The organism is Methanosarcina sp. WH1 (assembly GCF_000970005.1).
Taxonomy (GTDB): Archaea; Halobacteriota; Methanosarcinia; order Methanosarcinales; family Methanosarcinaceae; genus Methanosarcina.
Window position 1 is genome coordinate 3,628,324 of the sequence record NZ_CP009504.1, and the last position, 26,901, is coordinate 3,655,224.

At 42.4% G+C, this 26,901-nt stretch carries 21 protein-coding genes; 9 read left to right on the top strand and 12 right to left on the bottom strand.

Going from position 1 to position 26,901, the window contains the following annotated elements:
- Positions 1-101: 101 nt before the first annotated feature.
- Together MSWH1_RS19450 and tnpA are read right to left on the bottom strand one after the other, a co-directional pair.
- Positions 102-323 (bottom strand): zinc ribbon domain-containing protein, encoded by a 222-nt coding sequence (locus MSWH1_RS19450; RefSeq protein ID WP_369798615.1) that lies wholly within the window; start codon positions 321-323, stop codon positions 102-104.
- A 182-nt stretch (positions 324-505) separates the two neighbouring features.
- Entirely contained in the window at positions 506-880 is a 375-nt protein-coding gene (tnpA, locus tag MSWH1_RS16025; RefSeq protein WP_048130702.1) for an IS200/IS605 family transposase, read from the bottom strand.
- 604 nt (positions 881-1,484) lie between these two features.
- On the opposite strand from tnpA, the gene MSWH1_RS16030 reads away from it, so the two are divergent.
- The gene (locus tag MSWH1_RS16030) at positions 1,485-2,957 is read left to right on the top strand and encodes a flippase (RefSeq protein WP_048129915.1); all 1,473 of its coding nucleotides are present in this window, start codon (positions 1,485-1,487) and stop codon (positions 2,955-2,957) included.
- An 89-nt stretch (positions 2,958-3,046) separates the two neighbouring features.
- Here the strand turns inward: MSWH1_RS16030 and MSWH1_RS16035 are convergent, their stop codons facing one another.
- The gene (locus tag MSWH1_RS16035) at positions 3,047-3,997 is read right to left on the bottom strand and encodes an NAD-dependent epimerase/dehydratase family protein (protein ID WP_048129916.1); all 951 of its coding nucleotides are present in this window, start codon (positions 3,995-3,997) and stop codon (positions 3,047-3,049) included.
- A 216-nt stretch (positions 3,998-4,213) separates the two neighbouring features.
- On the opposite strand from MSWH1_RS16035, the gene galU reads away from it, so the two are divergent.
- Complete coding sequence (gene galU / locus MSWH1_RS16040; protein ID WP_048129917.1) at positions 4,214-5,113, top strand: UTP--glucose-1-phosphate uridylyltransferase GalU; 900 nt, start codon at positions 4,214-4,216, stop codon at positions 5,111-5,113.
- A gap of 131 nt (positions 5,114-5,244) precedes the next feature.
- Here the strand turns inward: galU and MSWH1_RS16045 are convergent, their stop codons facing one another.
- Positions 5,245-6,528: a UDP-glucose/GDP-mannose dehydrogenase family protein gene (locus tag MSWH1_RS16045; protein WP_048129918.1), complete on the bottom strand. Its 1,284-nt coding sequence runs from the start codon at positions 6,526-6,528 to the stop codon at positions 5,245-5,247.
- 190 nt (positions 6,529-6,718) lie between these two features.
- Here MSWH1_RS16045 and MSWH1_RS16050 point away from each other — a divergent pair, with 190 nt between their 5' ends.
- The 6 genes from MSWH1_RS16050 to MSWH1_RS16075 all read left to right on the top strand — a co-directional run bounded on the left by MSWH1_RS16050 (position 6,719) and on the right by MSWH1_RS16075 (position 12,960).
- Complete coding sequence (locus MSWH1_RS16050; protein ID WP_048129919.1) at positions 6,719-7,009, top strand: hypothetical protein; 291 nt, start codon at positions 6,719-6,721, stop codon at positions 7,007-7,009.
- 584 nt (positions 7,010-7,593) lie between these two features.
- Positions 7,594-8,667 (top strand): DUF354 domain-containing protein, encoded by a 1,074-nt coding sequence (locus tag MSWH1_RS16055; protein WP_048129920.1) that lies wholly within the window; start codon positions 7,594-7,596, stop codon positions 8,665-8,667.
- The gene (locus MSWH1_RS16060) at positions 8,651-9,700 is read left to right on the top strand and encodes a polysaccharide deacetylase family protein (protein ID WP_082088187.1); all 1,050 of its coding nucleotides are present in this window, start codon (positions 8,651-8,653) and stop codon (positions 9,698-9,700) included. Before MSWH1_RS16055 ends, MSWH1_RS16060 begins: the two co-directional genes overlap by 17 nt.
- The gene (locus MSWH1_RS16065) at positions 9,690-10,616 is read left to right on the top strand and encodes a glycosyltransferase family 2 protein (protein ID WP_048129921.1); all 927 of its coding nucleotides are present in this window, start codon (positions 9,690-9,692) and stop codon (positions 10,614-10,616) included. The genes MSWH1_RS16060 and MSWH1_RS16065 overlap by 11 nt, the downstream gene beginning before the upstream one ends.
- Positions 10,613-11,875, top strand: a complete 1,263-nt coding sequence (locus tag MSWH1_RS16070; protein ID WP_231585397.1) for a glycosyltransferase family 4 protein — start codon at positions 10,613-10,615, stop codon at positions 11,873-11,875. The genes MSWH1_RS16065 and MSWH1_RS16070 overlap by 4 nt, the downstream gene beginning before the upstream one ends.
- A 77-nt stretch (positions 11,876-11,952) precedes the next feature.
- Positions 11,953-12,960: a GNAT family N-acetyltransferase gene (locus MSWH1_RS16075; protein ID WP_048129922.1), complete on the top strand. Its 1,008-nt coding sequence runs from the start codon at positions 11,953-11,955 to the stop codon at positions 12,958-12,960.
- Positions 12,961-13,056: 96 nt separating this feature from the next.
- Here the strand turns inward: MSWH1_RS16075 and MSWH1_RS16080 are convergent, their stop codons facing one another.
- Together MSWH1_RS16080 and MSWH1_RS16085 are read right to left on the bottom strand one after the other, a co-directional pair.
- Positions 13,057-14,517: a lipopolysaccharide biosynthesis protein gene (locus MSWH1_RS16080; RefSeq protein WP_048129923.1), complete on the bottom strand. Its 1,461-nt coding sequence runs from the start codon at positions 14,515-14,517 to the stop codon at positions 13,057-13,059.
- Positions 14,518-14,631: 114 nt separating this feature from the next.
- Entirely contained in the window at positions 14,632-16,548 is a 1,917-nt protein-coding gene (locus MSWH1_RS16085; RefSeq protein WP_048129924.1) for a hypothetical protein, read from the bottom strand.
- A gap of 1,382 nt (positions 16,549-17,930) precedes the next feature.
- Between MSWH1_RS16085 and MSWH1_RS16090 the strand changes: the two genes are divergently transcribed.
- A complete protein-coding gene (locus MSWH1_RS16090; protein ID WP_048129925.1) occupies positions 17,931-18,734 on the top strand; it encodes a sulfite exporter TauE/SafE family protein in 804 nt (267 codons plus the stop codon).
- Positions 18,735-18,793: 59 nt separating this feature from the next.
- Here MSWH1_RS16090 and MSWH1_RS16095 read toward each other — a convergent pair whose 3' ends face one another.
- Genes MSWH1_RS16095 through MSWH1_RS16120 form a run of 6 tightly spaced genes read right to left on the bottom strand, consistent with a single transcriptional unit; the run spans position 18,794 to position 26,120 of the window.
- A complete protein-coding gene (locus MSWH1_RS16095) occupies positions 18,794-19,306 on the bottom strand; it encodes an NADH-quinone oxidoreductase subunit B family protein (protein ID WP_048129926.1) in 513 nt (170 codons plus the stop codon).
- A gap of 37 nt (positions 19,307-19,343) precedes the next feature.
- Positions 19,344-20,975, bottom strand: a complete 1,632-nt coding sequence (locus MSWH1_RS16100) for an NADH-quinone oxidoreductase subunit C (protein ID WP_052722699.1) — start codon at positions 20,973-20,975, stop codon at positions 19,344-19,346.
- 12 nt (positions 20,976-20,987) lie between these two features.
- Complete coding sequence (locus MSWH1_RS16105; RefSeq protein WP_048129927.1) at positions 20,988-22,562, bottom strand: proton-conducting transporter membrane subunit; 1,575 nt, start codon at positions 22,560-22,562, stop codon at positions 20,988-20,990.
- A complete protein-coding gene (locus MSWH1_RS16110) occupies positions 22,559-23,245 on the bottom strand; it encodes a hydrogenase subunit (protein WP_048129928.1) in 687 nt (228 codons plus the stop codon). The genes MSWH1_RS16105 and MSWH1_RS16110 overlap by 4 nt, the downstream gene beginning before the upstream one ends.
- Complete coding sequence (locus MSWH1_RS16115) at positions 23,242-24,183, bottom strand: respiratory chain complex I subunit 1 family protein (protein ID WP_048129929.1); 942 nt, start codon at positions 24,181-24,183, stop codon at positions 23,242-23,244. Before MSWH1_RS16115 ends, MSWH1_RS16110 begins: the two co-directional genes overlap by 4 nt.
- Entirely contained in the window at positions 24,180-26,120 is a 1,941-nt protein-coding gene (locus MSWH1_RS16120; protein ID WP_231585395.1) for a proton-conducting transporter membrane subunit, read from the bottom strand. The genes MSWH1_RS16115 and MSWH1_RS16120 overlap by 4 nt, the downstream gene beginning before the upstream one ends.
- Positions 26,121-26,901 lie beyond the last annotated feature (781 nt).

Below are 26,901 nucleotides of genomic sequence, written 5' to 3' on the forward strand. Positions count from 1 at the left end.
TTTGAAAGTTTTTTTGCCTGCATAACAAACTATATAAAAATGTAATGAACTGCCCCGCCCTGCTTTCTGATGAAAGCGAGGACGGAACTTCCTTCGAGTGATTACGTCACCTGGATATTTGCAGTGATGCAAGTATCCATCTGTAATCCTGTTTGTCGAAGATTATCAGAAAACCTCTGATAGCCTGTCCACAAAGCATTCTGTGATAAGAACCGTTCCATGATGTTGATAGCACTATTTCTATCCCTATCAATTACGTTTCCGCAATCACATTTTATAGTTCTTTCCCAAAGAGGCAGGTCGTGTCTTTTCTTCAGTTGGATTGATCTTGATTTTCTTCGTCAGATGCATATTTGCTCTGGTTATCCACATATTGCTTCAGTATATCTAAGGTTACTTGTCCTTCTAAGATTACTTGTCCTTCTAAGATTACTTGTCCTTCTAAGATTACTTGTCCTTCTAAGATTACTTATCCTTCTAAGATTACTTGTCCTTCTAAGATTACTTATCCTTCTAAGATTACTTCTCCTGTCGATGCGATAAAATACGATCTTGACCAGAATGTATCTTTCCATAACATAGTTTTTACTTCAGGGAAGTTTTTACGAATCTCCCTTGAAGTTATTGTTTTTATGGTGTTGATATAATTTGAAATATCAAACGAAGGTTTTGCTGAAAATAATAAGTGAAAATGGTCTTTGTCACACTCTATATTAAGCACTTCAACATCGAATGTTTCACTTATGTTATGGATTTTAGTTTTAAGAAAATCAATTATCAGAGGATTCGTTAGAGCTTTTCTTCTATATTTCACGCATTGAACGAAATGATAATGGGGTGAATGGGAAGAATGGCTTCTAAGATTCAGTTTATTCTGCATAGTTATTGCTATATTGATGAAATTATAAGTATGAATAATTATATTACTTTTGTTTTGTAGAAGTTGACGGCTTTCATCCCCCACCTGTCACTTACGCTCCGAGGAAGGGGACTTCACACCTTAGAGTTAAAACACAAAGGCTTTTATCCTTTGTAGAACTCTCACCTTGGGGTGAGAAAGAGCCTGGTTTCTTCAAAGGAGAATGTTGTTTAAATAGACTAAAAGTTAACGGGGAGAATCCCTCTAGATCTCATGTTCTCGAATTCAGGATATTTTCCAACTTAAAGGTGTTTCTATGACTCAAAATTATTGTGTTCTTGTTATAAGAATAAAGTTCACACTGAGAAGGCATTTAATATTTTTAGACTCTTCATCTTGCAATTAAAGGTGTTTTTAATGGCAATAAATCAATTCACTCCGGTTATAGAAAAAAAATCAATATACAAGCTAAAACCCGAGTCAGATAATCAATGGCTTTCAAAAGAGCTTACATGTCAAGTACTAATTAGTTATCTGGACCATACTAAGAAAGAGATTTTTGCGCGACTATTTCATAAGCTCCTTTGATTAAAAACAAAAAAACGACAGTTCTTTTTAAGGTGGTATGATGTCATATCAAAAGTTTGCAAAGGATGTTGGCTTTATTGGGACGGTTCAGATACTTACAAGCCTGAGCACCTTCTTTTTACTTCCCGTCATCACAAAAACCCTTGGAGCATATGATTACGGACTCTGGGCCCAGATCAATATTACAGTATCTTTAATCTCTTCTCTTGCACTTATGGGACTTTCGATGAGTTTCGTCAGATTCTTATCTTCCGAAACCGAAAAGAAAAAAATAAGGGAAGCAGTATACTCAATCCTTTTTTTTGTTACGGTATCAGGTTTTCTGGCTTCACTTGTGTTATATATATTTGCAGAACCACTTGCAACTTTCGGTTTTAGTGACCCTGAAGCAACCTATTTTGTTCAGGCAGGCTCCCTTTTAATTCTTCTGAACGTAATCGAGTCTGTATCCCTTTTTTATTTCAGGGTTTTCAGGCAAATCGAGAAATTTTCTTACTTTACTCTTATTGAAACTTTTGGAAAACTGTTATTTATACTGGTTTTCCTTAAAATGGGGTACGGGCTTCTTGGGGTAATAACGGCCACTTTAATTGTTCAGGGTCTGATTTTTTTAATTGCCTTTATTGTTATAGTTTCACAGATAGGGTTTGTTATCCCACGGTTTACTTACATAAGAGAGTACCTGCAGTTTTCTCTGCCGTTAACTCCAAACGCACTTATTAGATGGGTTACGGAATCAAGTGACAGATATATGGTTACTTATTTCCTTGGCCTCGGCAGTGTAGGCATCTATTCTGCGGCGTGTTCAATCGGAAACCTTATTCAGCTTTTTGTAAGCCCCCTTCAGCTTATCCTTCTTCCCGAGCTTTCAAAGATGTTTGATGAGAACAAAATGGATGAAGTAAGAATCTACATGTCGCATTCGTTGAGATATTTCCTTCTTATTGCCATTCCCGCAGTTTTTGGACTTTCAGTCCTTGCAAAGCCTTTGCTTGGGGTCCTTACCACTCAGGATTTCGTTTCTGGCTGGTTTGTAATCCCTATCATTGCTTTTGCCGGGCTTCTGGCAGGAATATTCCAGATTTTTGTCAACACAATGTTCCTTATAAAAGACACGAAATCTGCTACTTATATTAATATCCTTGCCGCTGTTTCAAACGTACTAATCAATCTCATTCTCATACCGTCAATCGGCATTATCGGGGCTGCAATTTCAACTCTTGTTGCCTACTTTTTGATGGCTTTACTTTGCATGCGAACGTCCCTTAAACATTTTAAACTTGATTTTTATTTTATGGATATTGCAAAAAGTATTTTGTCATCAATGGCTATGTACTTCTTTGTTTCCAGCTTTGCCATCTCGGGTATACTTGAGCTTTTCGAAGCAATGGGAGCAGGCGCGGTTATTTATGTGGTTGTGATGTTGCTGGTGGGTGGGTTTACTGACCATGAAATGTCTTTAATAAAAAGATATTTACTCAGGTCAAAGGTGAGCCCGAGCAGCAAATAATCAGTCCTATGAAAAAATAGAATTAAAGAATGTTGAATTTAGAGAGTCTCATTCTCCAGGATAATATCACCCAAAATCTCATCCTGGGCTTAGTTTCCAGAAAACAGTTCTCTGGCTGTTTCTCGTACACTGCGCTCGGAGGTATACGCAGGCTTCCACCCTATGGCTTTTAATTTTTCAATCTCAAGCCTCATCCTTGGTACATCACCTTTCCAGCCTCTACTCCCTCCTGTATATGTAAACTCTACGTCAGAAAGCCCCATCTCTTCTACAATGACTTTTCCGATTTCTGTAGCACTGATCGTGTCTTCCGATCCGATATTGAAGATATTTACCTCTTTTTTACTTTTCTCTATTGCAAAAAGAATCGCATCAACGCATTCCGATACATGGAGATAGGATTTTTCCTGCTTTCCGTCCCCGAGAATCTCGAGCCTGCTGGGATTTTCTGTCAGCTTTTTAATGAAATCAACAGTAATTCCATGTGTGCTGCGAGGTCCCACGATGTTTGCAAAACGGAAAATCCACGCCTGCATGTCGAAGGTATGGGAGTATGAAGTGATGAGAGCTTCACAGGCGAGTTTTGAGGCGCCATAGAGGGATATGGGAATAAGAGGTCCGTAGTCCTCCGGAGTAGGCATGATGCTTGCTTCCCCATAGATTGTGGACGTAGAAGTAAACGCAATTCTTTTTGCACCTCCTTTTCTCATAGTCTCGAGGAGGTTATAGGTTGCAAGAATGTTCTGGTCCAGATGAACTTTTGTATCCGAAGCCCCCAGTTTGACATCAGGGTTTGCAGCTACATGGAACACGAAGTCGATGCCTTTACAGGCGCTTTCGATTGCTTCCCGGTCGAGCAGGTCTCCTTTCATCAGGGTAAAATCAGGATTTTCAAGATGGTGTTCTATAAATTCCATCTTGCCGGAACTCAGGTTGTCGAAAACAATGACCTGGTTTCCTTTTTCCAAAAGGCGATCTACCAGATTGCTCCCAATGAAACCAGCTCCTCCGGTTACAAGTATTCTGTTCTTTGAAGGCATGGAATATCCTCAATTAATTTGCTCTTCCTCTATTAATATTTTGCACTGTTATCGGAAAATAATGTAATTCTTTTTTCTGGTTCATTAAGCTCTGTACAGGATAAAGGGAAAACTTAAAGAAATGAGGTGAAAAGTACTTTAACTCAGTGTAAGAATACACTAACTCAGTGTAAGAATACATCTTTACAGAATTATTCTTTTATTGGAGAGTTAATCTTGACTATTAAAAAAGCACTTATCCCGGCAGCCGGTCTTGGAACCCGCTTCCTGCCGGCAACCAAGTCAATGCCAAAAGAGATGCTTCCCATCATTGATACTCCTGTGATCCAGTACGTTGTAGAAGAAGCTATTGCCTCAGGAATTGAAGACATCATTATTATTACAGGCAGAGGCAAAAGGGCAATTGAGGACTATTTCGATGATTCTCCGGAACTTGAGATGCACCTCGCAAAAAAGCACAATACAGAACTCCTTAAACTGGTCCGGGACGTTTCTTCCCTTGTTGATATCCATTACATCCGCCAGAAAGAACCCAATGGACTTGGAGATGCAGTCCTCAGGGCAGAGAAACATATCGGAAATGAACCTTTTGCGGTGCTTCTAGGAGACGATATCATAGTCAACGACGAACCCTGCACTGCCCAGCTGATCGAGAACTTTAAAAAATACGGAAGATCAACAATAGCAGTTGAAGAGGTGCCTTACGAAAAATTGAACAGCTACGGGATTATAAAGGGTAAGCCTATTGATAATTCCCTGTACGTGCTTGAGGATATAGTGGAAAAACCCTCCCTCGAAGCTGCTCCTTCCAATATCGGGGCAATCGGACGCTACGTCTTTACTCCTGAAATTTTTGACTGCATAAAGGAAGCCGGAACCGGTGTTGGGAGTGAGATTCAGCTCACAGACGGTATCAGGCTTCTGAACAAGTCACAGATGATCTACGCCTGCAGGTTCAAAGGAAAAAGGTTCGATACCGGGGACCGGCTTGGGTACGTAAAGTCCATAGTGGACTTTGCCCTTAAAAATGAAAGCCTTAGAAATGATGTACTTGAGTACCTGCGGGAAATCCTGGCAGTTGAAAAGGTTCCGGCAGAAAAGAAAGAAGAAAGGTAAGAACAGAACCAAATAATATAAGAATCAAAAAACTGGATAAAAAAGAAGCATCAAGCAAAACCTATTAAAAAAGAGATAGCCAAAATACGATATAAATATATAAAAATGGGGGCGGTAATTTCTGCTGATTTTCACCAGCAGAGCCCTTCATAATCCATATTTTTCGCTTTAATTACCCTCCTCCCATCAATAACTATCTTTTCTTTCATGCCCTGGAATTCGGAATCGAGATTCCTGAATTCATCCCATTCAGTCATCACAAGACATGCATCTGCATCTTTAAGCGCATCTGAAGCTTTCTCAAGGTATTCGATTGTAGGAAAAACCCGCTTCATGTTTTCTGTTGCCATCGGGTCATAAGCCGAAACTCTAGCTCCAAGCCTGAGGAGTTCCGCAATCACAGGAATTGCTCTGGATTCTCTTATGTCGTCCGTTTCATTTTTGAAGGCAAGGCCAAGAATTGCAATCTTTTTGCCTGCAAGGTCTCCGATTTTCCGCTGGAGAATTTCAACCATAAGAAGGGGTTGCCTTTCATTTACAGCTATTACAGACTCAAGGAGTAAAGGAGAGTATCCTATTGCTTTTGCTTTTCCTATAAGCGCTTTTACGTCTTTCGGGAAACATGACCCTCCAAAGCCTGCCCCTGAATTTAAAAACTTCGGGGAAATCCTGAAGTCCTTTCCTACAGCTTCCATGACTTCATAGGTATCGATTCCCAGCTTTTTACAAATATTTCCAATCTCATTGGCGAAGGAGATCTTGGTTGCAAGCAGGGAGTTATTTGCATATTTAATCATTTCAGCGGTTGCCGGGCCTGTATGCGTGATCTCACATTCAAAAGTCCTGTAGAGTTCAGAAACCAGATTTCCTGATCGTTTATCAATTGCCCCTACAACTATTTTGTCAGGGTGCATGAAATCATAGACTGCTTTTCCTTCCCTGAGGAATTCTGGATTCATTGCGACACCAAAATCTTTTCCGGCTTTCTTTCCTGATGCTTCCTCAAGTACCGGCAGGACAAACTTTTCTGTTGTTTCTGGCACTACCGTGCTTTTTACTACCACCACATGGTAGCCTTCCTTCTTTGCCAGGGCTGCACCGATACTTGCCGCGGCTGCCCGGACAATTGAAAGGTCTATAGTCCCATCTTCTGCCGAAGGTGTTCCTACACAGATAAAGGAAATATCCGTTTCATTGACTGCAAATTCATAATCAGTAGTTGCTATGAGTCTTTTTCCTGCATATTTTTGCAAAAGTTCTCCAAGCCCCTCTTCATAGATGGGGGGAATACCTGCGTTTATCTGCTCCGTTTTTTTCCTGTCAATATCTACACAGATGATTTCGTGTCCAACCTCTGAAAAACAGGCTGCAGTGACTGAACCTACATACCCTGAACCTATAACAGAAACTTTCATAATCTGAACCTCTTTTTCGGGAATTTAAGGGGTAATCGATTCCAATTCTTATTTATTTTTTGATAGACGGCATCTCTTTACAATTCTTGGTCTTAAATATTTATATAGTTTGACAGTTTAGAGGTTTCTATAGTTAGAATTTAGTATATATTCTTACAATACCTTTACTGATAAGCTGGGGGAATATGTAGTGCTTTTAATACTGCTCCGGGGTACAGAAGGGCTTGCTATGGGAAATAGTTTTCCCGGTTCAGGCATCTGTTTTGTTTACACGGACTTTGGAATTCCTGATTATTACAGGATAACAGTTCTGGGATTAATCATTCTTCTGGGGCTAAAGGAAATGCTCCTGGTTTCCAGAAAAGAAGACCATTTTTCAATAGATTCTATTGATATGGGGATATACCCACTGTTGATCTGCTTTGTTGCTAATTTCCTCTTTGCAGGTCTGGAAATTATTTTTGCAGGGTTAACCCCATAAACTCATCAACTTTTTTTCATATAAGGAATTTTTTTCTGTTCTTATGGGGAGTTCGTCCCGCTGAAATCTTACGGAGCAATAATAGGCTATTTTTTTTATTTTGTGAAACTGAAAAAATCGGGATTATCTATGGTTTTAATTTGTTACAGATCTTAGTTCAGAATCTTAGTTTCCAAAACTATTTATTCTAACCTATTTATCTTTTAATTAGAATAGTATTATGTTAGTGATCTTATCAGAATTAAAAATTTAAATTTAATAAGGCGCTGTAATGTGATGGAGCTATGTCGAGGGGGTCGGGTTGCCATCACCTATTGTCAGCTCAGGGGAAATTTAAGGGACATTAAATCTGAAGTCGGGCTCGGAAAAAGGAACTTCAGGAGAACCAAGGTCTATCAGACTGCTTCTTAATATGAAGTAGAATGGCTCCCTGATTTCTTGAGAGTATCTTGTCTTATCTGTTTCCGGATTTGGCATTTAAAATCATTTCTTACCTTCCTTTCTACCGCTACCTTCCATAAGAAAAGCTGTCCTTTTCCCTTAATTCATGAAAATAAGTGGGGACCATTTAGGGAGTGAAAATCTTGAGGGTCATTGTTGACATAGGGCATCCAGCCCACGTTCATTTTTTTAAAAATATTATATGGAATCTTGAAAAAAAAGGACACCAGGTAATGGTTGTCTCAAGGGATAAAGACGTTGTAATAGAGTTATTAGATGCCTATAAAATCCCACATATCGTTTTAAGTAAGGTCAAGCCGGGAAAGATTCATCTGTGTGAGGAATGGTTCATAAGAGAGTCTAAACTTTATAAAATTGCCCGTCAGTTTAATCCAGACCTGATTATGGGCATTCTTTCCCCTCCTGTTGCCCATGTTGCGTGGGCACTGGGTAAAAAATCCATAATTTTTAATGATACCGAACATGCAGAAATAGCCCAGAAAATGACCTATCCTTTCTGTAATATTATCTGCACACCCACATCCTTTAAAAAAGATGCCGGAAAAAAGCAGCTCAAGTACAGCGGATATCATGAATTGGCATATCTTCATCCAGCTTATTTCTCCTCAAATCCCGAGGTTTTACGGGAGCTTGGGGTAGAGGTAGGCGAACCGTTCGTAATCCTGCGCTTTATTTCATGGGGTGCGCACCATGATGTAGGGCAGTATGGAATTGATAATAAGTTAGCACTTATTAAAGAACTCGAAAAATTCGGGAAGGTTTTCATTTCTTCGGAAGGGAAACTGGCAGAAGAATTTGACCGGTATAGAATCCAGGTGCCCTCCGAAAAAATCCATGACCTTCTTTATTATGCTACACTATGCGTGGGTGAGGGAGCAACCATGGCTGTTGAAAGTGCAATTCTTGGAACCCCGGCTATCTATGTTTCCTCTCTCGCTGGAACAATGGGGAACTTTTCAGAGCTAGAAGGAAAATACGGTTTGCTCTTCAATTACAGTGGTTCAGAAGCCGCCCTTGCAAAGGCTGTGGAACTTCTCAAGGACCCTGAACTTAAAGAGACCTGGGCTCTCAAGAGAGCTGCCCTGCTCAAGGATAAAATTAATGTAACCGAATTCATAGTAGGGCTCATAGAAAGTCTTCCTGGTAAAAAGTCAGGGGTTTCCATACCTGTGTTTTCGGATGAGAGTTATGCATGATTTACTGAAGCAAAACGCAAAAATCTGGGATCTATTTTCCCGAAAAGAAGAGTATTCCCCCGAAAAGCTTGATAAACACGAGCGCTTTCTTTTCGTTGAGAAAGATCTCATAAACGCCACTGAGCCTGAGGCCTCCAGATACCTGGTAGAACACGGAATGGAAGTTGAATTTCCGGAAAACAAAACTTTTGCTGTGTGTTTGACTCATGATATGGATGATATTTACCCTCCTCTTTCCCACACCCTTCGATCCTCGGCCTATTGCCTGAAAGATCTGGATTTTCGGAGTTCTACAGCTCAGTTTATCTGGAAATTCCGGGGGCATGAGCATTCCCCTTACCTTAACTTTTCCAAAATAATGGATCTTGAAGAGGATTTCGGGGCAAAGTCCTCTTTTTACTTCCTTGCCAGCAGAAAAGACCCCAAAAGGTTCAGATATGATATAGAAGATGCAGAAGGCTCTCTGGGGGAGATTTCCGATAGGGGATGGGAAGCTGGCCTGCATGGAGGGTATTATTCATACGACGATCCTGAAGCGCTAAAACGTGAAAAAAAAAGGCTGGAAGCTGTTCTGGGTAAAAGAGTCATAGGTTTTCGCAACCATTATCTCAGGTTCAAAACTCCTGATACCTGGGAACTGCTGGCAGATGCCGGTTTCAGCTATGATTCTACTTTCGGATACAGCGAGTTTGTTGGCTTCAGGAACGGCATGTGTCACCCTTTCAGACCATATAATCTGAACGAGGGCCGGGAGATAGGTATCCTGGAAATCCCGCTTACTGTAATGGATGTTGCTCTTTTCAAAGCATTCAGATCTTTTGAGGAAGCCTGGAGATGCACAAAAGACCTTATAGATACGACAGCAAGGTTCAATGGGGTAATTACCCTGCTATGGCATAACTTCGTTTTCGGGTGCAGTTTCAGAAAAGACTGGATCAAACTCTATGAAAAAGCGCTGCGGTACTGTTCCGAAAAAGGAGCATGGATGACAAGCGGAGAAGAGATTTACAGGTGGTGGGAGAATGAATCCTGAGCCTAAAAGGAAATATCTGTTGATTACACCTGCAAGAAATGAAGAGGAAAACCTTCCTGACGTTTCCGAGTCCGTAATAGGGCAAAAAGTAACACCTGCACTATGGATCATAGTAGACGATGGAAGTACGGATGAAACTCCTCACATTCTCGAAGGATTGAAGGCAAAATACTCCTGGATTCAGAGCATAAGGCTTCCTCCAAGGCCAAGGGACATAACCTTTCATTATAGCTATGTCTGCAAACAGGGATTTGATTATGCACTGGATTACTGCAGGGAAAATGGTATTGAGTATGCTTACATAGGTCTTCTCGACGCCGATACCGTACTCGAGGAAAACTATTTTGGAAAACTAATGGATGAATTTGAAAAAGATCCTTTTCTTGGGGTTGCAAGTGGAGGGGTTTACTATGATGTTGGCGGTAAACTTTCACGAGAAATATCCGATAAAAATCTTCCTCGCGGCACAGGAAGACTCTGGAGAAAGTCCTGTTTCCTCGAAACCGAAGGCTATCCGGTAGAACCTTCCCCTGATTCCATTTCCAATATAAAAGCTCTTCTTCGGGGCTGGCATCTAAGACAGTATGTAGACATAGTTGAAATCCAGAAACGAGAGACGAGTGCTGGAGAAGGGCTCTGGAAAGGGTATGTAAAAAATGGCTGGATGGCTTATTATGTGGATAAAAATCTGCCTATGATTATGTTAAATACATTTTATCGTTCCCTGAAACCTCCATATTACACAGGAATTGCATACCTCTATGGATACCTCAATTCAGCCATTAAGAGGGAGAAAAAGATCAGGGATATGGAAATAAGAGATTACTATAGAAGTTTAAACCTCAAGCTGTTATTTTCCAGAATTTCGGGAATTCTAAGCCGCAACTCTACAGATGCCCAGCAGGGAGAGCAATGAACAATCAGATCTCTCTTAAAGAGTTCAATATTAAAGGTGATAGTATGAAGGTGCTCTTTCTGGACATAGTATGGCCCCTTTACCTGGCGGATGGTTCCCTTATCCACAGGCACGAGCTTGTAAGCAACCTGGCAAGTCTGAACAATGAAATTCATATATTCACTACTGATAGTTCCACTCTTTCGCACCTGGACAATATCCGCTGCCATTATATACGTCCAGGAAACCTGCTGACCCTTACAATCAATTATTTTCGAAGCTCTGCAGAGCTGGTAGGTTCCGAAACTTTTGATGTACTGTATACCAGAAACCCAAATTTCGGATTTCTTGCCGGGCTTTTTTGTAAAAGCAGATGCAAAACTCTGGTTTATGAATTAAATGGAATCCCTGAGGACGAAAGCAGCCTTATCAAATCCAGGTGCAGTGAAGAGAAATCTTTGCAAGAGGGAAAAACAGTAAATTTATCCCGGTATTTTTCTTCTGCAAAAGCCAGGTTAAAAGTTTCGGTTCTGAAAAAAGCTCTTGGGCTTTCAGATAAGATAATCGCAGTAACTCCAGGGATTAAGGCAAATCTTGAGAGTTCTTACGATATTCCAGGAGAAAAAATAACTGTGATCCCCAACGGAGCAAATACTTCCCTGTTCAAACCTCTTGAACAGGATGCCTGCAGGAAAGAGCTCCGACTGGACCTGGAAACTCCTTATGTCTGTTTCGTGGGAAACCTTGCTCCCTGGCAGGGGATAGAATATCTGGTAAAGGCAGCTCCTTTAATACTTTCCAGATCTCCAGGGTGCCGTTTTCTTATTGTCGGCGATGGAGTTATGAAGAATGAGTTGATCAACCTCTCAAGAGAGCTCGGGGTTGCAGACAGTTTTGTTTTCACAGGTGTGGTGGCCTACGACCGCGTGCCTGTGTACATCAATGCAAGTGATATCTGTGCTGCACCCTTTATCCTAGCAAGAAATGCAAAAATAGGGCTTTCCCCTCTGAAACTATATGAGTATATGGCTTGCGGAAATCCAGTTGTTGCAAGTGCGATCAGCGGAGTTGCCGATGTACTTGAGGCTTCGGAAGGAGGCATTCCTGTCCCTCCAGAAAACCCGGAAGCTCTTGCAGAGGCTATCTCAAAGCTACTTGAAAATCAGGAATTGAGAGCGAAAATGGGCTCAAAAGGTTTAAGTTATGTTACTGAAAATTACAGCTGGTACAGTGTTGCGAAACAGGTAGATGGAGTCTGCAAATCAGGACTCGAGGGCTGAATGCCCGAAAATCTATCATTCCATTGTATTATAATTTATTATGAATACAAATTACTGTTTATTACACGGGGCTTAAAATGGATGAAATTGAAGTCAGAGAATTATTACCGTCTGAATACAAAGAATGGGATCTGCTTGTGGAAAAAGCTCAACCCGGTACGCTCTTTCATACAAGTGACTGGCTGGAAATCTGCAGGGATGTCCTTTCCAGAGACTTCAAGATTTATGGGTGTTTCAGAAACGGTGAACTTGTGGGTGGATGCCCCCTTTTCATTAAGAACCTTAAAGGTATGCTGAAAATAGGATCTTCAACCTGTGATATGACTGACTATTGCGGACCCCTTGTAAAAGAGGGAACCAGCTCAAAAGCCAGCAAACGCATACATGAAACACATGAAATCCTTGATGCCCTCGTTGAATTCCTCTGCAAACAGGGATTCGATAGCATCCATCTCACACTCTCCCCCGGGTTTGAGGATGTGAGACCTTTTACCTGGAAAGGATGGGATTCGAGCGTGCGTTATACCCATCATCTGGATCTTAAAGAAAATATAGACAGCAATCTCTCAAGGAAAATCCGGAGGGAACTTAAAAGTGCAAACGAGGCAGGGCTCAAAACGAGAATTTCAAACGACCCTGAAACCTATTACCGCCTGCTTTCCCTGGTCTATGAAAAACAGAAACTGGAACCTCCTCTGCCAGAGGAATTCTTTGAAAGGGTATTCAAATTAATCCAGGAAAAAGACGTTGGTTACATGTTTGTCTCAGAAACTCCTGAAGGAGAAGCCGTTGCAGCCCATCTGAACCTGTATGGTAAGAAATGCACGGTTACCTGGACCTCAGCCTTGAATCCTGATTTTGGTAGAATGGGCCCCAATGCCCTTCTGTACTATAATGAGTTCCTGGACCTGAAGTCCAGAAATTTCAATTATATGAATGTAATGGCGGCAAACATCCCAAGATTTACGGATTTTATCATGGGATTTTCCCCAAAGCTTGTTCCTTACTATACTGTGACCCTGCGCAGCAAAAAGTATTCCCTTATTCGGACGTTATATAATAGTACACACAAAGAAACCGAATAAAGGAAACAGGAAAACTTAAAAGGTCTGGAAGGAGCCCGCAAGACGGTTAACCTCCTCCAAATCCTATTTTCTGAGAAGAAGATTTAACTCTCCTTCTCAGCTCCTATTTCTTACATTCACAAGAAAAGCTGAGAACATTTTCCTGAACATAGGATCGTCATGAAGGGTTATTGTATAATAAATAACCGTCATGACCACGGCTGCAAATAGTATTACGTAAAAACTCGAAGAAATCATTTCTATAAGAATTAACGGTATCGAAACGGCGATTCCGATTGTCGCATATTTTGCAAGAATTTCTATGCTTTCTTTCTTGCTAATCCCTGCAAGCCCCAGCAGGTATGCATTGTTCCAGAGCCAGAACACAACCCCTGTAAAGCTGTACAGGGCAAGAGCGAATTCGGGGCTTCCATAAGTTCCTCCTATGACCAGTGCTACTATCCTTGAGACCAGAAGAATTATACTGAAAGTAAGCCAAACTTTCTGTTTTTCAAATACATTATAGAGAGTTGAGATCGGCGAAGACAAAAAGACCAGAAAGATCCAGGGCACAAGGATTTTTACATATGTGCCTGAAATAGACCAGCTTTCTCCGAAAGTAAATGTGAAAATCTGCTCTCCGAGAATCATCAGGAGTATCATAGGGAAGATTCCAATAGAGATTAGCTTTTTATAAACTTCCTCAACTATGGTCTTCAGGTCTCCTGTTCCATTCCCGTTCTTTACCTCACTTACTTTCTGGAAAAAGACCTGTCCTATAGCGCTACCGACAATTCCCATAGGTAGGTTTACGACCTGATTTGCAAGTGAGAAATGCCCCACAACTGCTGTACTGTAAAAGTATGCAAGCAAAAAAGCAGGGGCCTGTGGAGAAACGGTGTTTGCGATTGATGACCAGGAACTGAATAAAGGGAATTTTTTGTATTGAATGGCCATCTCTTTCATTCTTTTTATTGATACCTGTTTGAAAACCTGAATATCCTTTTTTACGCCCTTAAGCATGACAAGATCTGCAAATGCATATCCTGCAATGAATCCGCCTACCAGGCCTAATGGAGTAACACTCCATTTCGCAAATCCTATTTGAAATACTTTTGACGTTAAAGTGTTCGAAACTCTGGAACCTGCAATGACTCCGAAACGGGTTTTTCTTGAAAGCCAGTAATTTTGCACGAAAAACATACCATTAAGGAATATTATTAGCGGAAGAAAAATTAAGTATCTTGAAATCCCCGGCGTATTGAAAAGATTGTCAATATTATCTGGAATGAGCAAAATCACTATTCCTGTCATTAAGGCTGTAAAAGTCACCAGTACAGTGCACACAGCAGTGACATTTGCAGCATCTTCTTCTGCCTTTGGCAGCATAATCGCAAATTGATACGAAAAAGTAGAAACAATCACAAGTATGCCTGAGATTGAAATGAAAAGCTGAAAGATTCCAAAATCATCCGGATTATAAATTCTTGTGATTATAGGTATGAGAATTATACCAAGAGCTTGGGCAGTGACACTTCCAGATATAAGCTTTAGAACATTCGTTATGAAATTTGACATGGGGGTTTCCAACTTTGAAATCTATTAATTTCGTTTTTTGCCGTGATAGGGGCTCTCACTCCGGCGATTTATATAATAGTTTCCAATGAATTTTTATTTTTTTACTTCTTTACTTTATTTAAAGTAGGCAAGTACCTCTGCATTGTCGTATACCAGTGCATATTCCGGAGCCTCGAAGCTATTGAAAAACTCTACTGGCAATGGCTTGATTATGTTTACCCCGTATCTGTTCGGATCATTTATGGATATCGGTTCCCCAAGGGACGATCTTCTCAGCAATACCAGATGATCACCACTGATCTCTCCCGACTCTATCTGGTTAGTATCGAAGTATGTTGCGTTATCCACATTGTATCCCCGGTCTCTATAAAAAAGACAGCTATCATAGGGAGCATCCATCAGAATGTTTCCTGAGTACACTGCTGATAATGTTTTTACAGGCTGGATTTCAATATTTTTAAACTGGTTTCTTACAGTTGTCTCTTTTCCTACAAGTGGATTGTCTTTGTTAATTCCCGGTGTTGTGACCATTACGAATGAGAAGAACAACATTATTATGAAAATTGCAGAAATTTTTGCCTTTTTGGAGTTAAACAGGCTTACCAGCTTCAACATATATGAGGCAGCTACCAGTACCAGAAACACTGCTATTAGCGGAAACCACCTGCTTGTAAGGAAATTTCTCATGCCCAATAAGGGAATTCCATAAGCAAAACTATACAAAATTACAACAACCAGAGCAATTGAGAACTTATCAATTTTTTCGGCGTCCCTGCGAGAAAACCAGGTTAGAACTCCTCCTATTGCAAAAAAAGGCAGGGCTAGATAGCTTATGTGAAGTATCAGTGTTTCCAGTGAGTCCTGATTGGTTGCAGTCCCCACGATAAGCTCATCACTTGAGTAGCTGGATCCGGCATGAAGTACGTCCATAAGAGGTTTGAAGATCATCTCAAAAAAGGAGGTATCCGGAGTAACATATGTAAACATCCAGTAGGTTTGCAGGCAAATCATAAAAAAGAGGATATAATTAAAACTAGCTGTTGCAGAGGGTAAACTCTCATACAGGTGGTTGTGCAGGAATTTTCCTGTTAAAATTGAAACTAAAGCCAGAAGAACCACAAAAGTAGTTAACTGGTGGGTCAGTACCATCAGAACTGTAGCAAAGAGAAGAATTCCTGTCTGCATCAAGCCCGGCTTTTCGCTAAAGATTGAATACAGGATAATTATAAAGTAGCAGAGAACCAGGGAACCCGGGGTTATATTTGTAATCCCGCTGACGATATTGTGATTGTTCAAATTTATTAATAAAGCTGCAAGCAAGCCCATCTGAGGGCCTTCGAGTTTTTTTCCTATAAGGTAAATCCCTGCCGTGCTGAAAATATCGGCAAATCCTATGGAATAAAAGAAGCTGTCCTTGATATCCAATCCGCCCATTAACTGGGTTATCGAAACAAAAATATGGGCAAGCGGGTAATAGAAATATTTACTGCTGATCTCAATTGGAGGAACGACTCCGGTTTCAGTAATCAGTTTTACCATGCCTGCATGGAAGTAAGCGTCATAGCCCATGAGGCTCGGGAAATTATAATAGATTCCGGATCTTATAAGGATTGAAAGAAGAAATATTTGCAGCAGTATTGGAGCTACCTTGTCTCCTTCTCTTACATACAGGATTTCCGAAGCTATGATCCCTGCAAGTATGCATACCAGTATAAAATAAGATATAGGCCTGTAATACAGATTCATACTATATACGAGCACACTTATCAGGAATACAAGATAAAAGGAAAGATTGAGCCCACTTTTGAACCTGTCTTTTCCTGAGGAAACTGGAGCTTCATTTTTAAACTTTTTTCGGAATACAAAGTAGATTAAGCAGGCAGAAAGCACAGCAGTGCCGATGTCCTTCTGGTTTAAATTGATCAGGTAATATAAAGAAACAATAAATACACCTAAGTTGAATCCAATCACGCTTAGAATCGTGTCAAGATTTCCAGTAAACTTATCTATATACATTTTTACAGTTTCCATACAACCCCAAACATAATAACTTTCTTTAGTATTATATAGTTTCCCGGTGAAACAACTTTCTTTTACAAATCCAAACTGAAACAACTTTCTTTTACAAATCCAAACTGAAACAACTTTCTTTTACAAATCCAAACTGAAACAACTTTCTTTTACAAATCCAAACTGAAACAACTTTCTTTTACAAATCCAAACTATCCCTTTTATCAGACCGCAATTATTTTTATCCTACATTCCACAGAATTTTTTTGAAAATCAATGTTTTTTCCGACAGAGTTTTTCAAAAATCCTCAAATAACAGAGCCAAACTGAGATTTTGATAAAAATTGAATCCACGTTTTTTGGTCTCTTAACACACTGTATAATCATTTTTAACTCCTGCACAGAAACTCAATAAATTCACATTAGAAGAAAATCGATAGCAAGATAAATAATGAATATACGAAAAATACTGTAGAAAGTGGATTTTATCATTCCTTTTCCTTGATATCTTTTTTCCCCCCCACCCTCTTTAAATTAATCTTCTTTATTCTTAGTTGAGAGCCCATTTACCTGTCGAATAAGAAAGAGTGATTACTCGTTCTCCTTCTTCTAAGTAGGATAAGAGAAAGTGATTGCTCACTTTTCTTCTCCAACGAACGGAGCGTAAAAGTTTCCCTTTACTGGCAAGTAGCCCGGGGGAATTTCACCCCCCGATCCTCTCAACCACACTTGAGCCTCTCGACTCATCCGGCTCCCATTATCCAGCCCATAAGGCTTTGTTTTGTCCATCGGTTCCTCCCTTACAGTTGACCAATTTTCAAAACTGGATAACACAATCCCTTCGCTCCGGTCCCATTACAGAATGACATTCACTTTTTGCTTTAGTCTTCTACCCTCTTTGTCATTGTTGCTCCTTACGAAGTTCCTGCCCCTTTAAAGCCTGATTTCATACTATTTTGGTTCAAGCGTATCAATCCAGTCTCGCTTGGAGTACTTGATGACTTTTACAATGGTTCACTTTACGTTCCCCATGGAATCCTTACCCTAGCAAATCGTCTGAATTGGATTTTCAAAGTTATTCACATTGTTCCAGAAGCTTTGCACACCTGCATTACTGCTGATGCACATTCTGATAGGGTTACCCCAAATGGAAGAGGCAGCATTCAAGCAATCCATAACAGAACTTCTTGTCGCACGAAACGAAAGTACTTGAGGAATATAGTTTTCACGTACATTCATGCCAGATAGAAAATTTAGATCAAATCGTCGGACATTTATATTAATACAAAGTAAAGAGTTAACGATTGACAGGTTTTAGTTGTATTAGTGATTCATTTTGTTCAGGCAAATAGATAAACCAGCCATTTTAAGAAAAATTTTATGAAAAAAGGAAAACGATCTTTATGCCAGCCTATCTTACCTACTTTTATCTCTTTCCTGTAGCTACCCTTATTGCAATCCTTGCGATTTCTTCAGGCATCTCAGGCACTAACTTCTGGATTCCGGTATATATGATATGGCTCGGCTTTGACACAAAAACAGCTTTCTGGCTCGGGCTATTAACCATGATTTTCGGTTTTGGATCGGGGATACTCAGAAACCTGAAACAAAAAACCATTTCCTGGCCCATTGTAAAAGAATACCTGAAAATTACGATCCCTGCAGCGGTTCTCGGGACCCTTCTAATCCCTTTTGCTCCTGCACAAATACTCATAGTCCTGTTTGCGAGTTTTATTCTGTTATACGGGATCTATCTGGTATATCGCTACTGGCTTTACCGCATGGGGAAAATTCCTGAAAAGCTCGAAACTCATAACCGCATATGCTGGAAACGCGCCATAGTTGCAGGTTTTCTCAAAGGGCTGATCGCAACCGGGCTTGGGAAATTAATCATGCCCTGCATGCTGGGGCATGAAAAAATCCGGTCTCCTGCAGAAGCTGTGGGCTCCACAGTCCTGATTATCTTTATTGTGAACCTTGTTGCCCTCCTCCTCCGCCTGACCCCGGACTTTATTCCTACCCTGATTGAAAATAAAGAACTGATTTTCGAGATAATGCTCTGGGTTGCTCCGGGAGTAATCCTGGGAGGGCAGATAGGACCGTCTATTGCAAGAAAGCTGTCGCAGCAGGGGATCAGGCTTTACACAGGAGGACTGCTGGTAGGCATCAGCATGCTGATGTATTTAAGAGCCTTTTCAGCCATCTAAAATTTAAAAGAATTACGGAAAAATTAGAGAACAGGAGCTTTTCAAACCCCCGTTTTCAATTACTTTGAAGCCCGCTGCATCATCACGAACAGCCCTTTCAAAATCTCCTTCGGAGAGGGTGGGTTCCCTGGAATTTTCATATCCACGGGCAGGATTTTATCAGCCCCACCGAGTACGGCATAAGACCCCTTGTAGATCCCACCATCACAGGCATCATCTCCTACTGCTACCACAAACTTTGGGAAGGGCATGGCTTCATAGGTTTTTTTCACAGCTCCTGCCATGTTAAGGGTGACTGCTCCTGTTACCAGCAAGACATCAGCATGCCTTGGGGAAGCCACAAAAGAGATCCCGAACCTCTCAACATCATAATGGGGGTTTCCGAGGTTTGAGATTTCAATCTCGGTGGAATTGTCACTTCCTGAATCCAGTTCCCGGATGGCAAGGCTGTGCCCGAAAACTTTCGGGATCTCTTTTTTAATTTCTGCTCCAAGGGCTTCGAGTTCTTCATCTCGAAATTTAAAGGTCTCCGTAACTTTAGGGCGGAGGAAGAGGGAAAGAGGGTTTACCATAATCAGACCTCAATATATTTCTTTGGTTTTCCTGAGTTCAAAGATCGGTCCCTGCATACGAAAGGTTAAGGCTCTTATTTATCAGAGGGAAGTCTGGGACAATATTTCCGATTACTGCATGTTCTATAGCCTGCCAATTGCAGAAAGATGCGATCCTGACTTTATACCTATCAACAAGCCCATTTTTCAGGTAGACCCAGTGCAGGTTCTGCCCCCTTGCAGCTTCTACAAGGGCAAGCGAATAGCCTGTAACTCCAGAACTGCCGGTTCTATCCGAGTTCCCTATATTTCCGGCAGATCCAGTTTCAGCAAATACGGAGCCCTGTGGAAGGTTTTCTGCGAGGCGAAGGATCAGATTAACAGATGCCCGGATCTCATCGGCTTTTACCTCAAAGCGGGAGAGCACATCCCCTCTTTTCCTGACGGAAGGTTCCGGGGAAAAGTCCCTGTAAGCTCCATAGGGCCGGTCAAGCCTGGTGTCGGCAGGACAGCCTGAGGCTCTGGCAAGGGGGCCTGTAAGGTTAAGCGGAGAGACAAGTTCCTTTTTTATTACGCCTGTCGTTGCAAACCTGTCAATTAAGGAAGATGAAGACATCACTCTGTCATAAGCCGATTCAAATGCTTTGGAAAACTTATCAAAGAATACAAGAAGGTCTTTCAAAGCCGAATAGGGAATATCCTTTTTCAACCCCCCGGGAATGGTAATTCCGCGCAGGAACCTTGAGCCTGTCAGTTTTTCGTTCTGCCTGAATACCTCTTCTCGCAATATGGAGAAGGGGCTTGACACCAGTGAGAAACCCACATCTACAGCCATTCCGGCAAGGTCCCCGAGCAGAGAATAAATGCGTTCGAGCTCAAGCATTATTGCCCGCAGGCGTTCTGCCCTTTCAGGCAAGGTTATTCCACAGACCTGCTCTACTGCTATACAGAACCCTGCTGCATTTGCCATACTCTCGTCTCCACTCACGGCTTCGGCAAGAGCAACGCATTCTGAGGGGCTTTTTCCTTCAGCCAGTTTTTCTATTCCCCTGTGATTGTAAAAAAGCCGAATTTCCAGGCTGAATATGGACTCTCCTATCACGCTGAACCTGAAATGCCCCGGCTCGATTATACCGGCATGTACAGGCCCGACAGGGATCTGGTATACACCTTCACCTTTGACCTGCCTGAATTTGTATTCCTTTTCGGGGACTTCAAGCGGTCGGATTGGCCCGTTTTTAAAAGCTTTTTGCAGGGGATGGAAACCTTCAGGGTAGCACTCATGCAGGAAGAGACGTCTTGTATCAAGAGCCCCGGCAAAGTCCAGCCCGAAACCGTCCCTTATTTCCCGCTCAAACCAGGAGGCTGAGGGAAAAGTTCCTGCAACCGAGGTAACCTTTTTTTCATTTCCTGCTTCCCGAACAAGTACAAGGGTAGGTGCCCTTCCTGCCCGTTTGAAAACATAAAAGAGGGTAAAGCCGTCCTTTTTTTCAAAGGCTTCTGCGCAAAAAAGCCCTATAAGGCTGAACTTCCTTTCCGCAAGCACAGGAGTTGCACTTTCAAACCCGGTTTCCGAAACCCTCAGGTATATTTCGTTTTCACGGGCATTGAGCAGTTCGGGCTCTTCTTCTAAAATGCCCGAGATTATTGAAAGCAATTCCATTGTATCTTTATTCATTTTGATATCCATATGTACCGCCCCTTAAACATACCCAAGTTCAAGAATTATCGCATCAAGCAGATCCCTCAGTGAATCAGGGAAATAAAAGCCCAGGGCAAGGGCAAGAGCCAGCATGAAGATCGCTGGAACCCTCATTCCATCTCTTACCAGATATTGACCCGGAAGCCTGTTTTTCTCATAGCCTGCTTTCCCTGCAGAGCTTTCCTTTACGGCTCCCCCTATTCCTGCAGGAGTCCTGCTTATGTGCCTGTATTCTTCGTTTTCATTTTCATTTTTATTTTCATTTTTATTTTCTTCCCCTACAGTAACTTTTGAGAAGGCTTTCAGGAGGAAGTTTGCAAAGGATGCAGCTGCAAGGATGAGCATGAGCAGCACCACAAGGGTCAGATAGGGAGAAACTGCCGCGCTTTCCAGCAGGATGAAAAACTTTGCCGGAAAGAGGGGAAAAGGCGGCATTCCTACTATTGCAATGCTCCCAAGGATCAGGCCCCAGGCTGCCTTGGGCTGGAGTTTAAAGACATCCTTCATATCTTCACGCATGTTGCTCCTGTACTGCCTGTGCAGAATGCCCGCGGAAAACAGCAGAGTTTCCTTTACCAGGACATGGACAAGCATGTAAAAAAGCGTCCAGAAAAGGGCAAGGGGGGTTCCTATTCCTATTCCTATGAGGAGAAGGCCCATGTGTTCAACGCTTGAAAAGGCTATCAGTCTCTTTAAATTCCTCTGCTGAAGCATGCTGAATGACGCAAGAGCAATCGAAAAAACTCCTGCCGCGATCAGGATAGAAGAAGCCTGTGGGGAGGCGCTGCTTTCTCTAAGCAGGGCATACATCCTTATTATGCCGTAGATCCCCAGGTTCTGCATCAGTCCCGAGAGAATTGCACTTACCGAAGGGGCTCTTGCATAAGCATCCGGGAGCCAGGTATGGAAAGGAGCTACCCCTGCTTTTGCCCCGAAGCCTATGAACATGAAAGTAAAGCTTGCAAGGAGGAGAGCAGGGGAAAACTCAGAGGCATGAATTACAAGTTCTGTCCAGTTGAGGGTGCCCTCTCCGAGAGTCTGTTCCGAGAGGGTGAAGAGGAAAATAAGCCCGAGGAAAGCAAAGAGCATGGCTCCGGAAACTATGAAGACGTACTTTAAGGCAGCATCGATATTCTCCCTTGCAGAAAGAATCGCAACAAGCATGGCAGCGCAGACTGTTGTGAGTTCTGCAAAGATCCAGAACAGAGCCAGGTTATCCGAAAAGAGTGCAAGAGTGGCTGTAACAAGCAGGAGGTTGAAGGCAAGGTAGAAGGTCTTCAGGTTTTTAGGATCAAGTTCTCTGGCTTCCATAAGACTGTCGGTATACCCTCTGGCATAGAAGGCTGCTGCAGAAAATCCCAGTGCGGTTATCAGTTCCACGTAAAGGTTAAGGTGGTCAAGATAGAAGGTTTCTCCGAGCCTTTCGGGCAGGTCAAGGATAAGCAGGGCAACGCAACTCATGACGAGGTGTAAAAGGCCGTTTCCTGCTGCAAGGGCATTCATTAACCTGTGGGACTTCGGAATAAGGCCGAGCGCCAGGAATATCCCCATTAATAAGAGGTAATACCGGATCACTGAGATTCCACTCCTGTCCAGACCTGCAGTTTTCGGAATTTCTGCCGGTACTCTTCAATGCTTGAATCCATCCCCACAGCCAGAATAGTGGTCAGCATAACCAGGATAATAAGGTCGATTATGATCAGGACTTCGATGATAAAGGGAAGTTCGGTCACAAAGAGGCCGAACATCAGAACCCCATTTTCCATACTGAGGTAACCGAGCGCTTTTGTAACAACCTTTTTCCTGCTGAACATCACAAGCATGCCCATCAGAGTCAGGGAAAGCCCTATCACAGCCCCAAAGAAGAAGAGCTTCGAAAGGGGCAGACCTTCAAAGACCTTTGAAAGGAACGTATAGGAGAGGAGAATAAGGCCTATGCTCAGCAGAAGAGAGGGCGTTGGCTCCAGATACGCAAAGTGAAGGTCTCTTCCGATTTTGATTTTCTCTTCTATCCTGGAAATAAAGTAAGGAATTAAAATTACCTTGCTTGCCAGGGTCAGGCCTGCCAGCAGCAGGAGCTGCCCTTTTCCGTCCATCAGGTAGAGGAGGAAGGAAACCGCAGCCAGCAGGAAAGACTGTACAGTATATGTGGTAAGGACCGAACTAAGGTTACGGGTTGAGATGATCAGCCCTGCACTGATAAGGACAAAGACGAAAAGGACCTTTATTATGCCTTCAAGGAAGAGCGGATCAATCATGCAAACACCTCGATAAGGATGGTAAGAGCTGAAAAGAAAAATGCCATCACATAAAATGCAGGAAGCCTGAAGAGTCTCATCTTTGCAAGAGCTGATTCAAAGAGCCCTATTATTATTGCAAGCAGCCCTGCCTTCAGGAGGAAGAGAAGGGCTGAGACTGCAATTTTTCCGGCATCTATCTCAGTACTGAGCCCTACCGGAAGGATTGTGTTAATTAATATCCCCATAAGCAGAAACTGTTTGAGAGCATGGGCAAGTTCGAGCAGGACAAGGTTCTTTCCTGTCTGTTCAAGGATCATTGCCTCATTAATCATGGTTAGTTCAAGGTGGGTAGCCGGGTTATCCACTGGCAACCTACCAGTTTCCACGATCAAGATAATGAAGAGCGAGATTGAGACCAGGACAAGGGTCGGGCTGATGGGAAGAACCGTGCCTGCAGTAAGGGCGAACATATGGTGCAGGTTAAGGCTTTTCAGGACAAAGGCCAGAGCTGCAAAAGCAACTACCATTGTTGGTTCGATTACAGCTGCAAGGCTCATTGACCTTGAACTTCCCATGCCTCCAAAAGCACTTCCCGCGTCAAGTCCACCAAGAGCGGTAAAGAATCTTTCAAGTGCAAGGAGGTACAGGAAGACAATGATATTCCCGAGCCCACCTGCAGGTTCCGGGACAAAGACCAGAGGTACGAAAAGGGAGCAGACAAGCAAAGTCGAAAGGTTTAGGTATGGGGTAAAGCGCATGATCCATGACGAAGTTGGGGAATAGACCGCTTCCTTTTGCATGAGTTTTTTTAAGTCATAATAAACCTGAAAGAGCCTCGGGCCCTTTCTCCCCTGGGCGTATGCCTTTACCTTCCGGATCAGAGCCATGTACAGAGGAGCTGCCAGCAGGGCAAAAAGCGGATTTAAGAGGGCAAAGAGCAGGAACGATGTGTTCATACAAAGCCTCCAGTTGCTATAATCAATACAATGACTGCCAGAAAGGCGTAAAGGACATAACTGTCAAGTTTTCCGTTCTGCAGTTTTGAAACGTATTTTGAAAAACTCTCGATTGCCTGCGCAGGAGGAATGTAAAGGTACTCTTCGAAAAATCGAAGAAGACGGATTTCCACGTTCCCGTTCTTAAAGAGGCTTTCCTGCCTGTCAAGGTACTCAGCTCTGTGCACAATCTTTGTCCTGTAGATGTTTTTGAAGATCATCACGAGAGGCTCGGAAAAGCCTGCAGAGCTGTATTCCATGTAAGGGGCAAGGGCCGGAATTCCGCATCCCCAGGTTTCGCTAATCCTTGCAGGGCTCGTTTCTTTTGAACGGATAATCAGGAAAAGGGCTGCGTATATTAACCCGAGCAGAATCCCCAGCAAAAGCAGGTTCGGGAACTCAATTTCCCAGCCTGCAAGAGAAAGGAGCTGCTTTGAGAAAAGCCCTGCAAGTATGCAGAGGGCTGCCGGCACTGCAGGTCCGATCAACATTGGTTTCTGGACCTCTTCGGCAAGGCGGCTCTTTTTCGAACGCGGAATAGCAAGACAGGTGATTCCGAAAAGTTTTACGAAAAGGGCAGCTGCCAGCGCTCCGGTGAGGGCAAAACTTGAGAGGGCAATTATCAGAAATACGGTGAGCAGGGGGTCCGTTACGGCAAAAGACTGGAAGAAAGCCTGGTAGAGTAGGAGTTCTCCCGCAAAACCGTTTGTTGGGGGCAGGGCTGCAATCGAAACCGAGCCTATCAGGAAAAGGGCTGAGGTTACAGGCATCGTTTTTACAAGCCCTCCAAAAGCTTCGATTTTCCGTGTGCCTGTTGCGTGGACTATCGAACCTGCACAGAGGAAGAGCAGGCTTTTGAAGAGGGCATGGTTAAAGGCATGGAAGCAGGCTCCGACAAGGCTTAACAGGGCGAGGGACTCAAGCCCTTCAACCTTGAATATAACATACAGCCCTATTCCCGTGAAAATGATCCCTATATTTTCAATGCTGCTGTAGGCAAGGAGCCTTTTTATGTCGTTTTCCTTAAGAGCATAAATTACCCCGAAGAGGGCTGAAAGGCTGCCTGCTGTAATAATGAGCATTCCCCACCAGAGTTCAGGTGTGAGGACCGAGAGCAAAAAACGAAGGAAGCCGTAGACTGCAACTTTCAGCATAACTCCGGACATCAGAGCCGAGACACTTGATGGAGCTGCAGGGTGAGCATAGGGCAGCCACTTGTGGAAAGGAACAAGTCCTGCCTTGACCCCAAAACCAATAAAAAGGGAGAGGAAGGGGAGAGCCAGCTCACTTGCAGAGTATTCAAGCGGCCCAAACTCTGCAGAACCCGTCAGCCTGAAAAGGCTTATGAAGCCCACGAAAAGAAACGCTGTGCTGATGTTTGTCATCACGAAGTAGAAAAAGCCTGCTTTTTTATTTTCCTCAGAAGAATAGTCGTGAAGCACAAGCAGGAGAGAAGAAAGGGACATTATTTCCCAGAAAATAAGGAAGATGACCATATTGCCTGCGAGCACTACCATAAGCATGGCAAGGATAAAGAGATTTGTCAGGGCTGTTTGCAGATTTTTCCTGGCTTCGCTTTTTGCGTGTTCCACATATTCGACCGAATATATTGAAACTCCGGGCACGACTGCTGCAATTAACAGGATAAATCCGGCTGAGAGCCGGTCTGCAGTAAGGGTAAAATCCAGGCCCGGAAGATATCTTATGGCTGGAAATACAGGCTCTTTTCCCGTGTAGAGGAGCGCGCCTGCAAAACCCAGAAGCAGAATTGATGAGATAAGAGAAAGGCCAAAAGCAGTCTTTCTTGTGTTTTTACTGCGGTACAGGAGAGGAAAGACAGTTCCCGATATAAGGGCGACAATTGCACCGTACGCTAAGGCTTCGAGCAATGTATTCACTCCTCAAACCGAGATCTGGCAGCTAAAAGAAAAGCTGAAAACGGTTTCTCAGTCCGGGTAGAGAGTTCTGGCTTTCCAGCTCCCATCCAGCTTAAAACAAGGCTTTCGAAACTGTCCTCTGTATATGAGATGATAGGGTCATTTTTGTAATTCGTATTGAGATTCCACCGTAAATTTCATCCGGGTTTACTCTCCCCGGAAACGTTTCTGCCTAATATTCCCTAATGTTATACAGGGGTACATTATAAAGTTTATTGTACAGATTTAAAATTATTATTCATGATGTATATTTCTGATAGAGGGAAATAATCAGGGACTGTGGACACCATAAAAAACCTATTTTTTTGGTTCCCATGAGGAAATTCCTGATATAACTCTCATCACAGGAGGGTTGGAATGACCCCAACTATAATAAGCTTACGCAGCTTTTACTACTCTCAACAGAATTACTTTTAAGTAGAAACAGTTTTAAAAAAGAAGCATGTACCCCGCATTTCCTATGTGCAGGAAGTCAAATATGCAGAATGTTAAATGTACAGAATGTTAAATGTACAGAATGTTAAATGTACAGAATGTTAAATGTACAGAATGTTAAATATGCAGAATGTTATTGCCTTATCTGTGAAATAGTCAGAACCATCACCAGTTGCCACTCAAAAAAAAGCACGGAATATAGAAAGATACAAAGTAGTTTCTGTAGACTTATTTTTAATATGTTCATTTATGGATTGCTATAACTACTCGAAAAAGAAGTTCCTTTATGGAACCTTCCAGTGATAGT